The organism is Amycolatopsis sp. NPDC104819, assembly GCF_055583145.1.
The window spans coordinates 318,004-332,691 of record NZ_JBVJON010000002.1; the positions used below are offsets into that span (position 1 = coordinate 318,004).

A 14,688-nucleotide genomic window follows, 5' to 3' on the forward strand; every position below is an offset into this window, starting at 1 on the left:
GCTCTGGTGCGAAGAGCGAAAGGAGAGCACCATGACGGTCATGGCGGACATCGAGCATCCCGGCGATTCGGGCCCCCTGACGGTGCACGACCTCGGGGGGATGCCGTATGACAGCCGACGTTACGAGCTCATCGACGGGGTGCTCCTGGTGACCCCTGCGCCGGGAAGACGACACCAGACGATCGCGGTATGGCTCTGGAGAGCGCTCGTCGATTCCTGCCCGCCCGAGTTCGACGTAGTCGTCGCGCCGTTCGCGGTGCATCACGGTGACAAGATCGAGCTACAGCCGGACGTCCTGGTCGGCCGGGACGAAGACTTCACCGACAAGGATCTCCCGGTGCCACCGGTGCTGGCGGTCGAGGTGCTCTCACCCAGCACGGCGATCCACGACCTCAACACCAAGAGGGTGGTCTACGAGCGGCTCGGGACGGGCAGCTACTGGGTGATCGACCCGGCGGAGCCGGCGTTGACGGTGTTCGAGCTGGACGAGGACGGCTGCTACCAGCAGGTGGCCAAGGCGGCGGGCGACGAGGCGGTCGAGCTCGAGCGGCCGTTCCCGGTGCGGATCGTGCCGCGGGAGCTGCTGGGCCGGCTCGCCTGAGGCAGGCGGGCCGCGCACGAGGACAGGCTGGCCGCGCCGGCTGGGAGGCGCTGGCCATGCCGGCGAAGCTGCCCGGCGTGCCTGAGGCCTGCGGGCCGAGCACCAGGACAGGCTGGCCGCGCTGGCCGGACCCGGCCGGGAGGCGCTGGCCATGCTGGCGAGGCTGCCCGGCGGGCCGCAGGCCGCGCTGCCTGTGCGGCCGGGAGCGTTGGCGGATCGCGGCGCTGGAGGACCGGGTCATCGACTCTGCCCGGCGGCCCTGTTTCGCCGCCGACGGAGTGAGCGCGCAGTTCGTTTGCCGCGCCGTCGAATGCGGCGCAGCTGCGGAGCCCCGTCAGTGGTGGCGGATGCGTGGTGCGCCGCGGAGCTGGGAGTGCAGCTGTCGGTGCCGCAGCTCCTTCCGGAGCCGCTCGATCACCGCCGTGAACAGCGCCGGGTCGAGGATCGCCGTCTGCTCGAACTGGCGCCTTCCCGCCGGGGCCGGGTGCAGCTTGCCGCGCGGGGCGTAGCACTGCACCGAGCTCTCCACTCCTTCACCGGTGACCAGGTCCAGCCAAATGGCGTCGCGCAGGTGGCCGTCGCCGAAGCGGGCTGAGCGGCGCACCGTCACGTCGGCGATCTGGGACCACGGGACCACCCGGGTGCTGAGCGTCCCCGCGGGCAGGCGGATGCCCTCCTCGCCGAGCGTGAGGTCGCGGAGGCCGTCGAGGCCGCGCTTGAGCATGCGAGCACGGGAGGCGCGGAACACGACCACCGCGACGAGCACGGTGGCCGCGTAGGCGCCGCCGATCAGCCACGGGGACAGGCCGCGCACCAGCCCCAAGGCGAGCGCTCCGCCGAAACCGGCGTCGGCGACCGCGAGCACGCCGATCAGGACCTTGACCGGCGTGGTGACGCGGGACGGGGACTCGGGCAACGGGACGACTCCTGGGGCCGGGCGGGTCAGGGGTTGCCGATTATCCGGTCCGCCCGCACGAACACCGCAACCCGGCGCTCCGCGGCCATCACACGGTCGTACTCGTCCCAGTCGTCGTGCGTGCCGGTGGCGGCGATGAAGACGTCGCGCAGCAGCTTCGGCAGGCCCGCGGCGTCGAAGGCGGGGTCGGGGTCGTCCGGTCCGATGAGGTGGGTGGCGCCCGTGACGGAGACCCAGTTCCAGCCCCGCCGGAAGGTCAGCGTGGCGTGCCCGGCCCGGCGCAGCAGCAGAAGCTTGTGCGCCTGCCCGACGGCGACGTAGGCGACACCCGGGACACCGGTCACCGGGTCGTCGAAGACGCCCGCGTTGACCACGGAGGAGTGCACCGTGCCGTCGGCGCGCGTCGTGGCGACGGTGGCGAGGCCGTGCTCCTGCAGCGACAGCGTCCGAACCTGCTCGAGATCAACGCTCATGCCTCAACTTAACCTGCCCGCCCGGCGCGATGTTCCGGTTTCACCGGGTGAAGTGCGGTGCTAACCGTCCGCACAGCCCGGCGGGATCGCCGTGCGGAGCGCCGGGCCAGTCGACGTCGGTCCAGCCGCGCTCCTCGGGCGTGCCCCGGTGCCGGACGAACAGGTGCTGGTGGAAGTGAACCCCGGCCACCGATCTCCCGGCGACGAAGGTGTGCACGGACAGCGGATCGAGCTCGGTCCGCAGCGCCCGCGCGCCCACACACGCCGCCCGCGCGACGTCCAGCGCCTCGGGCTCGGTGAGCTCGTCCAGCCCCGCGACGTGCCGCCGGGGCTCGACGAAGAGATAGCCCAGGAAGGTGCCGGGCTGATGGGTCACGACCAGGAGTTCGTCAGCCCAGACGACGGGGCTCACCAGCGGCCCGGCCCCCCGGTGCTTGGCACAGATCGGGCACGGCTCCGGCATGGCCGCAGACTAGCGACGCACACCGGAGCCGCACCAGGTTCACTGGCCCGGGTGGTTCGGACCTGCGGTCAGGGCGCGAGCAGGCCGCTGGTCACGACCTGGAACGGGACCCAGTTCGTGCCCGGCCCGGTCTGCCAGGTGTTGTAGAGCCGGCCGTCGGCGCCGCGCGCGAAAGCCACCAGCCCGCCGGTCGAGGCGGTTTCGACGTCGGGGACGCCGGAGGGGGTCAGGCCACCGCCGCCGATGGTGGTCCAGGGCTGCCAGGCGCTGCCCGGCGCCGTCTGCCAGGTTGTGAGCAGTACGCCATTGGTGTTGATCGCGAACGCGGAGAACCGGCCATCGGGTTCCCGGTGGATCGCGGGAGAACCGGCGAGGCCACCGCCACCGACGACGGGCTGCAGCGGAACCCACGTCGAGCCGGGGGACGGTTGCCAGGTGTTGTAGAGGAGTCCGTCGGTGCCTCGGGCGAAGAGGACCAGGCCGCCGGTCGATGCGACATCCACCACGGCCCGGCCGGACAAGGGCGTGCCGCCGGCGATGACCGTCCACGGCTGCCAGGCGCTGCCGGGCGCCGATTGCCAGGTGCTGAGGAGAACGCCGTTGGAGTTGATGGCGTAGGCGGAGAGTCTTCCGTCCGCTTCGCGGTGGATCGCCGGCGTGCCGGTGAGACTGCCGCCCGGGGTGACTGCCTGCAGGGGAACCCAAGTCGACCCGGCCGACGGCTGCCACGTGGTGTAGAGGCTGCCGTCGACCCCTCTGACGAACACCACGAGCCCACCGGTCGACGCTCGCTCGACCACGGGAACGCCGGTGACACCACCGCCGCCGATCACGGTCCAGGGCTGCCACGCACTTCCGGGAGCTGTCTGCCACGTCGTCAAGAGAGTCCCGGAGGTGTTGACCGCGTAGGCCGAGAAGCTTCCGTCGGACTCCCGGTGGATGGCCGGCGGCGCAGCGAGTCCGCCCCCGGACGTGACGAGCTGGAACGGTGTCCACGCCGATCCGGGGCCGGTTTGCCAGGCGTTGTAGAGCTGCTGGTCGGTGCCCCGGCCGAACACGACCAGTCCGCCGGTCGTGGCCTGCGCGGCCGGCTGCATCGACTCCTGCGCGGGTGTGGCGGGCGGCGGTGCGGCGATGTCCTTGAAGTGGATGTAGCCGCTGACGGAGTTCGCCGCGATGGTCCGCTCGCTGTACACCCCGGTCAGGGAATGGTTGTACTCCTCGATAGTCACCGTTCCGCCGGAGCCGACCGCCTCGACCCAGGCGACGTGACCGCCGGCCCACCAGGCCACGGATCCGACGGCCGGAGTGGAGTTGACGGCGTAGCCGCGGGCCTGGGCGTCCGTCCCCCAGCCGGAAGCGTTGTCGTGGAACGGGATCTCGAACCCGTTGCGCGCGTGCAAGCGCCACGCCACGAAGCTCGTGCATTCCCGGTTGTACATGCCCCAGGAGTCGAACACCGAGTCCATCGCCGCAGCGCGCCACGCGGCCGGGTAGTCGTCGGTTCCCGCCTCCGCGGCCGGGCCGATCAGCAGTGCGGTCACCGCCAGGACCACTGCCGCCGAAGCTCGTGCGAGCCGCCGCCGTGACGTCGAGGAACGGGGGACGAAGGGTCTGGCCATCGTGCACCTGCTTTCAGCGCCTTGTATCCCGACGCCACCGGGGAACCGGGACTGCGCACGATGAGTCGTTCTTCGCTTTCCTCGCGCACGGGAACGGGGAAATTTCCACCGTTCGGCTCAGCAGCGTCGGTTTTGAGGTGCGCCGGTGCGGCCGAAAGACTGATTTGAGGGCTGGGCCCGCCTCCGCGAGACGGGCCCAGCGATGCTCAACAGGCGCCGTTGTCGGTCCACACTCCCCACTGGCCCGTTGTTCCCGGCTCCTCACCCTGGGTCCACCACTTCGCCGTCCACTTGTGGCCGTTGTGGGACACCACGTTCCCGCCCGTGTACACCTGCGACGCCGTCCAGGCTGCGTCCGTGCATGTGCCCGGGTTGGTCGTGCCGCCCGTGTCCCACGTGACCTGGGATGACCGGTAGAAGTTGATGCCCTGGGCCACCCAGCGGGGTGCCTGGGCGCCCAAGCGGGTGCGGAACGCCGTCCAGTCGTGCGTCGACCACGGGGACCAGCCCAGCTCCGCGTGCGCTGCCAACCGGGGGAATGCCAGGTAGTCGATGTCCGCCGGGGTCACCACCGTTTCCGCCCACAGCGGCGACTCCACGCCGCGGACCGCGGACTCGCCCACGCCCGACAGGTACGCTCCCGGGTTCCAGCCGTACGCGTCCTGGACCTCGATGTAGCCCGCCCACGACAGGCCGATCGGGGACGAGCTGTTGTACTTCATGTCCAGGTACGCCTTGTTCGCCGGTGACAGGATCACCTTGCTGCCACGGGAAACCGCCGCCGAGACGCCCGCGTCCGACGTCGTGGTTCCCCAGAACTGCGGGGAAGCCGACGCCGGCAGTGTTGCCTTCGCGATGTCGTGCCAGCCGACCACCGACTTGCCCGTTGCCGCGACCAGGGGCAGGACCTTGTTCACGAACGTCAGGTAGTCCGAGGCCGACGTCGAGGACGCTTCGTCGCCGCCGATGTGGAGGTACGGGCCCGGGGTCAGGGCCGCCAGTTCGCGCAGGACGTCCGCGATGAACGTGTACGTGATGTCCTTCGAGATGCACAGCGAGCTGTACCCGACCGCCGTGTCCGTCCGCAGCGCGGGTGCGACGCCGTTACAGTTCAGCTCCGCGTACGACGCCAGCGCCGCGTTCACGTGCCCCGGCATGTCGATCTCAGGGATGACCGTGATGTGTCGCGAAGCCGCGTAGTTCACGATGTCCGTGTACTGCGCCTTCGTGTAGTAGCCGCCCGCGCCGCCGCCGACCTGGGTGCTGCCGCCGTACGTCGTCAGACGCGGCCAGCTGTCGATCTGGATGCGCCAGCCCTGGTCGTCGGCCAGGTGCAGGTGGAGGTTGTTGATCTTGTACTGGGCCAGCTGGTCGATGTACCGCTTGACCGTCGACACCGGGTGGAAGTGCCGCGCGACGTCGAGCATCGCGCCGCGGTAGCCGAAGCGCGGGTAGTCCACGACCGTCGCGCCCGGGACGGTCCACGGTCCTTGCTGCACCGACGCGCTCTCGACGCGGCCCGGCAGCAGCTGCCGCAACGTCTGGACGCCCGCGAAGAGCCCGTCGGCCGTCGTGGCCCGGACGGTGACCGACGACGCCGTCGACACCAGCTGGTACCCCTGCGCGCCAACCGACGCGGGTGCGCCGGAAAGCAGGAGGGCGATGCTGTCCGAGGGCACGGACGCGGGCGCGTCGGACACCGGCAGCGCGTAGCCCGTCGACGGGCGCAGCACCCCGGCGAGGTAGTCGCCGACCTGCTTGGCCGGCGCCGACCCGGCCTCGGTGACGATCTTGGTCGACGCCACCAGCGGGAACGTCACTCCCGCCGCCGGGGTCACCGACACCGGCACCGGGACGATCGACTGCAACGCGGGGGTGGCCGCCGCGGCCGGGGCCAGCTGGGCGGCGGTCGTGCCGGCGCCGATCAGGGCGAGCACGGCGAGTGCGCGGCCGAGCCGTCGCGTGCGGGATGGCTTCACCGGGGACCTCCTGGCGGGAAGGGCGCGACCTCGCCGTCACGCCTGCCGGGATCGTCGCATTTCCGCCGGTCATGGTCTAGACCAGTTTGGGTGGTTGTCAATCCGGCCGAAAGCAGGCCGCCCCGCGAGCGGCCGGTGACTGTGGCCACGAAACCATTCGGCCGTGACTGTGGCCGGATCGGCAACGAACGGCACAGTAAGCTCGCCCGGTGACGCGGGACTTCGTGGCGGGTTCGCCGTTCGCGCTGCTCTCGAGCGCCGAGACGGCCGCGTGGTACGCGTACATGAAGGTGCACCTCCGCCTGGAGTACGAGCTGAACCGGCAGCTGCGCGCCGACAGCGGGATCTCGCTCGCCGACTACCACGTGCTGGTCGCGCTGACCAGTGCGGCGGACGGCCGGATGCGGGTCACCGACCTCGCGGTCCGCCTCGGCTGGGAGCGCAGCCGGCTCTCGCACCACCTGAAGCGCATGCGCGAACGCGGCCTGGTCGCGACGGGCGTCAGCCCCGAAGACCGCCGGGCCACCGACGTGACGCTGTCCGAGGACGGCTGGGCGGCGCTGCGCCGGGCGGCGCCGGACCACGTCGAGTTCGTGCGCACGGCGTTCCTGGACGCGCTCGGGGAGGACGGCCTGCCGCAGCTGGCGGGCCTGCTCGAACGCGTCTACGACTCGCTCGTCGAGCACGGCAGCCTGCCCCGGCCGGACGACCACCCCTGACGGTTACGTGACATGTCACGTAACATGGCGCCGAGCCTAGGAGGGTGCGAGATGGCGACGGTGGCCGAACTGATGCGGGCGAACCTGCTCGAGGTCTTCAACGAGCGTGACGACGAGCGGCGTGCGAAGGCGATCGCGGCGACGTATGCGGCCGATGTCACCTTCGCCGATCCCGAGGGGATGGCGACCGGGCACGAGGAGCTGAACGCCAAGGCGAAGGGGCTGCTGGAGCAGGCCCCGGGGTTCGTGTTCGCGCCGGCCGGGCCGGTGCTGGTGAACCACGACCTGGGCCACCTCGCCTGGGAGCTCGGCCCGGAAGGCGCGCCGCCGGTCGTGCGCGGGATCGACGTCGCCCTCGTCGAGGACGGGCTCATCACCAAGCTCTACACGCTGTTGCTGCCCGCCTGAGTACTACGCTCGGTGGCATGTTCGACGAGCTGACGTTCCCGGTCGTCGCCGCGCCCATGGCGGGCGGGCCGACCACGCCCGAACTGGTCGCCGCGGTCACCGAAGCCGGCGGCTTCGGGTTCCTCTCGGCGGGCATGCTCACCCCCGCGGCGCTCGCCGCGCAGATCGACCGCACCCGCGAGCTCACCGGCCGCGCGTTCGGCGTCAACCTCTTCGTCCCGCAACCGGACACCGGCGCCGACGTCAGCGCCCACCGAGAGCGGCTCGAGGTCTTCGCCCGCGAGTACGACGTCGAGCTCGGCGAGCCGAAGTGGGACGACGACGCGTACGCGGCGAAGCTGGACTTAGTGCTTGAGAAGCGGATCCCGGTGGTGTCGTTCACCTTCGGGCCGCCGAGCCCGTCCGACGTCGTGCGGCTCAAGGAAGCCGGCAGCACGGTCGTCGTCACCGTGACCACGCCGGAAGCCGCACGCCGGGCGGCGGATCTCGGCGCCGACGCGCTGGTCCTCCAGGGGTTCGAGGCCGGCGGGCACCGGAGCCTGTTCACCGACGACGCGCACCTGCCCGGCGGCGGCCCGGAGTACGGCGTCCTCGCGCTGCTGCGGCTCGTCGCCGGGCAGATCGACCTGCCACTGGTCGCCGCCGGTGGCCTGGTCCACGGCGCGGACGTGGCCGCCGTGCTCGCCGCCGGGGCCGTGGCCGCCCAGCTGGGCACCGTTTTTCTGCGCGCGGACGAAGCCGGCACCTCCGAGGCCCACCGCAAGGCGCTGGCGCTCGCCGAACGCGAGACGGCCTTCACGCGGGCCTTCAGCGGACGTCCGGCGCGCGGGCTGGTCAACAGGTTCATGGACGCGCTGTCGGAAGGCGCGCCCGCCGCGTACCCCCAGTTGAACAGCCTGGCCGGGCCGGTGCGCAAGGCGTCGGCGAAGGCGGGTGACCCGGAAGCGATCTCGCTGTGGGCCGGCCAGACCTACCCGCTCGCCTACGACGCCTCGGCCGCCGTGATCGTCGAACGGCTGAAGGTCGAGGCGCGCGACGCCGCCGCGCGCCTCGACCGGATCCGCTAGGCCTCCGGGCCGGTGCGGTTCAGCACCGAGTGCCGCCGGCTGTAGGCGAAGTAGACGATCATCCCGAGCACGAACCAGACGGCGAACCGCAGCCAGGTCGCCGGCTGAAGGAACGTGATCAGCCAGATCGAGAAAACGACGCCGATCGCGGGCACCACCGGCATGCCCGGCGTCTTGAACGTCCGCGACAGATCGGGACGCTTGTAGCGCAGCACGATCACCGCGACGCAGACGACGACGAACGCGAGCAGGATGCCGATGTTCGTCAGCTCGGCCGCCTCGCCGATCGGCAGCACGCCGGCGATGACCGCGGACGCGCCGCCGAGGAGCCAGGTCATCCGGCTCGGCACCTGGCGCTTCGGGCTCGTCTTGCCGAACCACGGCGGGAGCAGGCCGTCGCGGCTCATCGAGTAGCCGACGCGGGTGGCGCCCATCATGAACGTGAACAGCACGGTGAGAATGCCGACGATCGCGCCGATCGCGATCACGGTCGCGAGCCCGTCGAGGCCGACCGACTTGAACGCCGTCGAGAAGCCGCTCTTCGGGTCGATCTCGGTGTACTTCTGCATGCCGGTCAGCACCAGGCAGGCCAGCACGTACAGCACCATGGAAATGCCGAGCGAGTAGAGGATCGCCTTCGGCATGTGCCGTTGCGCGTCCTTGGACTCCTCCGCGGCGGTGGACATGGCGTCGTAGCCGAAGACGGCGAAGAAGACCGTCGCCGCTCCGGTCACCGCGCCGCCGAAGCCGGCCGGGGCGAACGGCGTGTAGTTGCCGGTCTTGACGTAGAAGAAGCCGACCAGGATGACCACCAGCACGATCAGGACCTTGATCCCGACCATCGCCGTCTCGAACCGGGCGGCGCTGCGGATGCCGCGGTTGAGCAGGTACGCGATCAACAGGCACAGCAGCATCGCGAAGAGGTCGACCTTGTGCCCGGGCCCGGTGCCGGGCGCGCCCAGCATCCACGCGGGCAGGTCGAGCCCGAGCTGGCCGAGCAGGAAGCTGAAGTAGCCGGAGATGCCGATCGCCACCACCGCCACGATCGCGGTGTACTCCAGCAGCAGGTCCCAGCCGATGAACCAGCCGACGACCTCGCCGAGCACCGCGTAGCCGTAGGTGTAGGCCGAACCGGCCTTCGGGATCATGCCCGCGAACTCGGCGTAGGAGAACGCGGCGGCGGCGCTGGCGACGCCGGCGATGAGGAACGAGATCAGCACCGCCGGGCCGACGCCGGCGATGCCCGCCGAGTCGTCGCCGTGCGCGACGCTGCCGGCCAGGGCGAAGATCCCGGCGCCGATGATGCCGCCGATGCCGATGGCGGTCAGCTGCCACAGTCCCAGGGTGCGTTTCAGGCCACCGGCTTCGCTGGTGTCCTGGATCTGGTCGATCGGCTTGCGCCGGAAGATGCCGGAGCTGGAGCCCAGGCTTGGAGCGGACATCTTCGTCTCCCGAACGTCGGTGGACGAGCCCGGATCACGGACCCAACGGGGGAACCTACCGCCAACTCCGCGTGAAGACAGTGTGAGCCGCTCAGCCCGCCGCGGTGTCCTCGCTCACGGCTTCCGGCGCCGCCGCGACGGCGCGCTTGGCCTGGGTGGTCCGGACCGCGCTCGCGGCGAAGTAGGTGAGCAGCTCGGAGACCTCCACCGGGTCGTCCAGCTGCGGGCAGTGCCCCCAGTCCTCGCGCACCAGCAGCCGGCTGTGCGGCACCAGGGTGTGCAGCTGGCGCCCGGACGCGGCGGTGACGAGCTTGTCCTTGCCGCACGCGACGACCAGGAGAGGCACCTTCACCGAGTCGAGGCGGTAGGCGTCGGCGAGCTCCGCGACGAGCTGCCGGGCCTGCTCCAGGCGGCTCTTCGTCGCGCGGTAGTCCGGGAACAGCGCGGTGAAGCGCTGGACCTGCGTCGCGTCGGCCGCGCCCGAGTTCGCGTAGAGCAGCCGCGGGACGACCTGCTCGGCGACCTTGCGCACGAGGAAACCCGGCACCGGGACCGGCAGCGCCGAGTACAGCCGCAGCGGCAGCGGGTACCGCGCGACCGTGCGGATCAGCCACGAGTCGACGAACCCCGGCGCGGCGATCGACACGACCCCGGAGATCGGCAGACGGCTGTTCTGCGCCGCGCGCAGGCTCATGGTGCCGCCGAGGGAGTTCCCGGCCAGCACGACCGAGCCGAGCACGGCCTGTTCGCGGACGACGGCGGTGGTGAACGCGTCGAGCTGGGGCAGCATCGGGCCGGGCCGCAGCGGCTGGGCGTCGCCGAAGCCGGGGAGGTCGACGGCGATCGCCGGGACGCCGGCGGCCGCGAGCTGCTCGAGGGCGGGGCGCCAGGTGTCGGCGCTGTCGCAGTAGCCGTGCAGGAGCACGAGCCGCGGGGCGCTGGGCCGCACGTGCGGCGTCGCCGCCCGCCGCCGCAGTGAGCGGCGGGGGAGCTCCGGGTCCGGTGCGAGGTCACCGACCTCGAGCACGCGGGTGCGGACGCCGGCGTAGCGCCGGAAGGAAACCCGGATCGGGTCCGGGTCGCTGCTGGGCCGGCCGCCCGGTACAGCCGGAGCGGGCCGCTTCGTTGCGGTCATGACTACAGATTAGCTTGCCACCATTGGGTTTTGGTGGAATTTCGGTGCTAACGACCAGATCTCGGTTCGAGTACGTTGACAATTCACGAGATGGGCGGTACAAGCGGTGACCTGGGCGGGCTCCGGCCGGATCCGCCCAGGTCAGCGCCCTAACGGGTGAAAACGATCTTGCCTGCGGTGTCCCCGTCGAGCATCGCCTGGAAGCCCTTGGCCGCTTCCGCGAACGGCAGTTCCGCGCCGATCTGCGGCCGCACGCCGGTCAGGTCGAGGTAGGCCAGCAGGTCCGCGAGCTCGTCACGGGTGCCCATGGTCGACCCGGCGATCCGCAGCTGGAGGAAGAACACACGCTGGAGCTCGGCGTTCGCGTCGGGCCCGCTGGTCGAGCCGGAGACGACGATGATGCCGCCCGGCTTGAGCGACTTCACCGAGTGTGACCAGGTCGCCTTACCGACCGTCTCGAACACGGCGTCGACGCGCTCGGGCAGCCGCGCCCCCGATTCGAACGTCTGGTGCGCGCCGAGGCCGGCCGCGAGCGCGCGCTTCTCCTCGGTGCGGCCGGTCACCCAGACCCGGAACCCGGCCTCGCGGCCGAGCTGCACCAGCGCCGTCGAGACCCCGCCGGAGGCGCCCTGCACGAGCATCGTCTGCCCCGGCCGCAGCCCGGACTTCACGAACAGCATCCGGTACGCGGTCAGCCACGCCGTGCCCATGGTCGCGGCCTCGGCGAAGCTCAGCCCGGCCGGCTTCGGGACGACGTTGCGCGCGGGCACGACGACCTGGTCGGCGAAGGTGCCCTGGTGCTTCTCGGTGAGCAGCGTGCGCTTCGGGTCGAGGGTGTCGTCACCCTGCCAGCCCGGCGCGTTGATCACGGAGTGCACGACGACCTCGGAGCCGTCGTCGAGGGTGCCGGCGCCGTCGCAGCCGAGGACCATCGGGAACTGGTCCGGCTTGATCCCGACCCCGCGCAGCGTCCACAGGTCGTGCATGTTGAGGCTGGCCGCCTTGACGTGCACCCGGACCCAGCCGTCCGGCACGTCGGGTTCGGGTCGCTCGCCGACGACGAGCGAGTCCAAGGGGCTTTCGGCGTTGGGTTCCTGCGCGTACACGGCGAACATGTCTGGCAACGTACCGCCCCTACGGCGCGGGGGCAGCAGACCGCGCGTAGGCTCACACCGTGTTCAACGGGCTTGCCGACTGGTGGGACGGGGTCGAGCTGTGGCTCGCCCAGGCGTGGTTCCCGGTCCAGTTCGTGCTGGTCATGGTGGTCGTCGTGCCGCTGTGCCTGGCCGCCGCCTGGATCCTCGACAAGCTCGTCGGGCTCTTCGCCCGCCGGCTCACCCCGGGCCGTGACGACGACCGCTCCGACACCTCGTCCTAGGCTGGCGCACCATGTTCAACCGAAGGCGGATCACCGCCGCGCTGATCGGGCTCCTCGTGCTGGTGCTGGGGGGCTGGCTGGTCAAGGACGCCGTCGGCGGCGACAAGCCGGCAACCCCCTCGCCGGGCCCCGGCACGTCGGCGAGCGCGCCCGCCCAGGGAGGCGCGGCCCTGCCCGGCGCCGACTCCGGGCTGCCGCTCAAGCCGTTGTCGACACTGCCCTCGCAGGCCGGCGACACCTGGAAGCTGATCCAAAAGGGCGGCCCCTACCCGTATCCGCGCAACGACGACGTCGTCTTCGAGAACCGGGAGAAGCGCTTGCCCCGCAAGCAGTCCGGTTATTACCACGAGTACACCGTGAAGACCCCCGGCAGCGCCGACCGCGGCGCGCGGCGGCTGATCACCGGGCAGGCGCACGAGCTGTTCTACACCGGCGACCACTACGCGTCGTTCGTCGTCGTGGACCCGGCCCGATGAGCGCCGGGGAGCAGGCGAAGGCCGCCGCGGAAGAAGCCTTCGCCCGGGGCGCATACCCGCACCTGGTGAACTCGCGGGCAACCGTCGACAAGGCGAGCACGCTGACCGCGTTCGCCGAAGCACTGTCCTTTCCGGACTACTTCGGGCACAACCTGGACGCGCTCTACGACTGCCTGACCGACCTTTCCTGGCTGCCGCAGGGGGAGCACGTGCTGATCTGGCCGGGCTCGGACGCGCTGCGCAAGGCCGAACCCAAGACGTACCTGGCGATCCGCAGCGTGCTTTCCGACGCGCAGCGGGCGCTGGGCCCGAGCGGGCCCAGCGCCGGTTCGTGGCGGCTCACCGTCGTGCTGCCGGACGCCTGAGCCTCAGTCCTGCGGGACCCAGTTCGGCTTGCGCTTCTGGGCGAAGGCGAGGATGCCCTCCTGGCCTTCCTCACTGGCGAAGAACTTCGCGGACAGGCCGAGCATCTCCTCGAAGCCTTCCGACGGCGTCGCCGCGCGCGGGCGGCTCAGCAGCGCCTTCGTCTCGGCCAGGGCCTTCGGCCCGCCCTGCGCGAGCGCCTTGACGAACCGGGCGACCTCGCCGTCGAGCTCGTCGGCCGGGACGGCGGAGTTCAGCAGGCCGATCTCGACCGCGCGGCGGGCGTCGAACGTGTCGCCGGTCAGGAAGAGCTCGTGCGCCGCGCGGGCGTTGAGCCGGGGCAGCACGGTCAGGGAGATCACCGCGGGCACCACGCCGATGCGGACTTCGGAGAAGGCGAACGTCGCCTCCGGCACCGCCACGGCGATGTCGCACGCGGCGACCATGCCGATGCCGCCGGCGCGGGCGGGGCCGGCGAGCCGGGCGACCACCGGCTTCGGGCTGGTCCACAGCTGGTCGAGGATCTTCGGGAACTCGTTCACGCCCTGGTCGCCCACGCCGGCGCCGCGGGCCTCCTTGAGGTCCATCCCCGCGCAGAACACCGGCCCGGTGTGGGTCAGCACGACCACGCGCACGGCGTCGTCCTGGGCGGCCTTCGTCAGCGATTCCGCGAGCTCGCGGCGCAGCTGGGACGACAGCGCGTTGCGGTTGTGCGGGGAGTCCAGGGTGATCGTGGCGGTGCCGCCCACCACGTCGTAGTGCACCAGTTCGTCAGCCATGACCGACACCCTTGCACACTCCCCGCAGGCCGCCGGTGTTACGCGGGGCACAGCCGAAGTCACGGAAGGACTCGTCGCCCATTCCCCCATGCGGCCACCCTACGGGCGATTTCGCGCCCGCAGGGTGGCCTTGTCCGGCGTGCTCAGCCGATGGTCGTCGTGGTGAAGACCGGGCTGGGGTTGGGGAAGCAGGCGGTCGGGGCGGTGATGTCGCCGATGAAGGTGCCCGCCACCGCCTTGAAGGTCAGGCCGGGGTCGCTGTAGCTGGTGCCGGACAGCTTCGTCTCGATCGTGCCCGACGAGCCGGCGGTCAGGTGGACGGTGATGGTCGGCAGCTCGAAGGTGGCGCCGCCGGCGATCGGGCCGGGGAAGCTCAGGGTCGCGACGCCGTTCGCGACGCCGATGGCCGGCGCGGTGCTGCCGAGGCCGGACCCGCCGGCGAGGTCGGCGCCGACGTAGGTGGAGTTGGCGGGGACCGGGAACTTCAGGGCGAAGGTGTTGATGTTCTTGACGGTGTTCCCGGCCACCTCGCTCGGCACCTCGTTCGGCGCCGGGTCGATGACCACGTCGAAGGCGCCGCCGGGCGCGACGGTGGCGGGCGCGGTGACGTCGGCGTCCTGGTTGAGCGACGCCTGCTGCGGCCCGACGATCGGGGCGTCGGCCTGACAGTCGAAGGCGATCGTCGTGGCCGCCTGGGCCGGGGCGGCGAGGGCGATCGGGAGGGCCGCGGCCGCGGTCAGAGCAGCCAGCCGGGAAAAGTGAAGCGCTTTCATCTGTATCCACCTACCTGCGGTTTTGGAGGGGAGGAGAGAGCGTTTAGAGAGTTACCGGCAAGTTAAGTAGCACGTCAAGGATTTTCCGTTCCCA

17 protein-coding genes are annotated in these 14,688 nt (G+C 71.2%); 7 read left to right on the top strand and 10 right to left on the bottom strand.

Features of this window, described 5'->3' with window-relative positions:
- The first annotated feature begins 31 nt into the window (after positions 1-31).
- Positions 32-601, top strand: coding sequence for a Uma2 family endonuclease (locus ACZ63E_RS06335; RefSeq protein ID WP_465334819.1), 570 nt, complete (start codon positions 32-34; stop codon positions 599-601).
- Between the two features lie 334 nt (positions 602-935).
- Here ACZ63E_RS06335 and ACZ63E_RS06340 read toward each other — a convergent pair whose 3' ends face one another.
- The 5 genes from ACZ63E_RS06340 to ACZ63E_RS06360 form a co-directional block, all read right to left on the bottom strand.
- Positions 936-1,517, bottom strand: a complete 582-nt coding sequence (locus ACZ63E_RS06340) for a hypothetical protein (protein WP_465334821.1) — start codon at positions 1,515-1,517, stop codon at positions 936-938.
- 26 nt (positions 1,518-1,543) lie between these two features.
- Positions 1,544-1,990, bottom strand: coding sequence for a pyridoxamine 5'-phosphate oxidase family protein (locus tag ACZ63E_RS06345; RefSeq protein WP_465334823.1), 447 nt, complete (start codon positions 1,988-1,990; stop codon positions 1,544-1,546).
- A gap of 40 nt (positions 1,991-2,030) precedes the next feature.
- Complete coding sequence (locus tag ACZ63E_RS06350) at positions 2,031-2,453, bottom strand: HIT family protein (protein WP_465334825.1); 423 nt, start codon at positions 2,451-2,453, stop codon at positions 2,031-2,033.
- Positions 2,454-2,521: 68 nt separating this feature from the next.
- Entirely contained in the window at positions 2,522-4,075 is a 1,554-nt protein-coding gene (locus tag ACZ63E_RS06355) for a DUF8189 domain-containing protein (RefSeq protein ID WP_465334827.1), read from the bottom strand.
- 206 nt (positions 4,076-4,281) lie between these two features.
- Entirely contained in the window at positions 4,282-6,054 is a 1,773-nt protein-coding gene (locus tag ACZ63E_RS06360) for a family 20 glycosylhydrolase (protein WP_465334829.1), read from the bottom strand.
- A gap of 209 nt (positions 6,055-6,263) precedes the next feature.
- Between ACZ63E_RS06360 and ACZ63E_RS06365 the strand changes: the two genes are divergently transcribed.
- From ACZ63E_RS06365 to ACZ63E_RS06375, 3 genes are read left to right on the top strand one after another with little or no spacing between them, the layout of a single operon-like run.
- Positions 6,264-6,773 carry a MarR family winged helix-turn-helix transcriptional regulator gene (locus ACZ63E_RS06365; RefSeq protein ID WP_465334831.1) on the top strand — a complete coding sequence of 170 codons (510 nt, stop codon included), beginning with the start codon at positions 6,264-6,266 and terminating at the stop codon, positions 6,771-6,773.
- Between the two features lie 51 nt (positions 6,774-6,824).
- On the top strand, positions 6,825-7,181 hold the full coding sequence (locus tag ACZ63E_RS06370) for a nuclear transport factor 2 family protein (RefSeq protein ID WP_465334833.1): 357 nt from the start codon (positions 6,825-6,827) through the stop codon (positions 7,179-7,181).
- A 17-nt stretch (positions 7,182-7,198) separates the two neighbouring features.
- Positions 7,199-8,248: a nitronate monooxygenase gene (locus ACZ63E_RS06375; protein ID WP_465334835.1), complete on the top strand. Its 1,050-nt coding sequence runs from the start codon at positions 7,199-7,201 to the stop codon at positions 8,246-8,248.
- Here the strand turns inward: ACZ63E_RS06375 and ACZ63E_RS06380 are convergent.
- The 3 genes from ACZ63E_RS06380 to ACZ63E_RS06390 form a co-directional block, all read right to left on the bottom strand.
- The gene (locus ACZ63E_RS06380; RefSeq protein ID WP_465314512.1) at positions 8,245-9,690 is read right to left on the bottom strand and encodes an amino acid permease; all 1,446 of its coding nucleotides are present in this window, start codon (positions 9,688-9,690) and stop codon (positions 8,245-8,247) included. The two genes, ACZ63E_RS06375 and ACZ63E_RS06380, sit on opposite strands and share 4 nt — an antisense overlap.
- Positions 9,691-9,781: 91 nt before the next feature.
- Positions 9,782-10,825: an alpha/beta hydrolase gene (locus ACZ63E_RS06385; RefSeq protein ID WP_465314511.1), complete on the bottom strand. Its 1,044-nt coding sequence runs from the start codon at positions 10,823-10,825 to the stop codon at positions 9,782-9,784.
- Positions 10,826-10,974: 149 nt separating this feature from the next.
- The gene (locus tag ACZ63E_RS06390; protein ID WP_465314510.1) at positions 10,975-11,940 is read right to left on the bottom strand and encodes a quinone oxidoreductase family protein; all 966 of its coding nucleotides are present in this window, start codon (positions 11,938-11,940) and stop codon (positions 10,975-10,977) included.
- 59 nt (positions 11,941-11,999) lie between these two features.
- On the opposite strand from ACZ63E_RS06390, the gene ACZ63E_RS06395 reads away from it, so the two are divergent.
- From ACZ63E_RS06395 to ACZ63E_RS06405, 3 genes are read left to right on the top strand one after another with little or no spacing between them, the layout of a single operon-like run.
- On the top strand, positions 12,000-12,203 hold the full coding sequence (locus tag ACZ63E_RS06395) for a hypothetical protein (protein ID WP_465314509.1): 204 nt from the start codon (positions 12,000-12,002) through the stop codon (positions 12,201-12,203).
- A gap of 11 nt (positions 12,204-12,214) precedes the next feature.
- Entirely contained in the window at positions 12,215-12,679 is a 465-nt protein-coding gene (locus tag ACZ63E_RS06400; protein ID WP_465314508.1) for a guanyl-specific ribonuclease, read from the top strand.
- A complete protein-coding gene (locus ACZ63E_RS06405) occupies positions 12,676-13,044 on the top strand; it encodes a barstar family protein (RefSeq protein WP_465334837.1) in 369 nt (122 codons plus the stop codon). Before ACZ63E_RS06400 ends, ACZ63E_RS06405 begins: the two co-directional genes overlap by 4 nt.
- Before the next feature lie 3 nt (positions 13,045-13,047).
- Here ACZ63E_RS06405 and ACZ63E_RS06410 read toward each other — a convergent pair whose 3' ends face one another.
- Entirely contained in the window at positions 13,048-13,821 is a 774-nt protein-coding gene (locus ACZ63E_RS06410; RefSeq protein ID WP_465334839.1) for an enoyl-CoA hydratase family protein, read from the bottom strand.
- A 143-nt stretch (positions 13,822-13,964) separates the two neighbouring features.
- Positions 13,965-14,594 carry a cyclase gene (locus ACZ63E_RS06415; RefSeq protein ID WP_465334841.1) on the bottom strand — a complete coding sequence of 210 codons (630 nt, stop codon included), beginning with the start codon at positions 14,592-14,594 and terminating at the stop codon, positions 13,965-13,967.
- Positions 14,595-14,688: the final 94 nt, after the last annotated feature.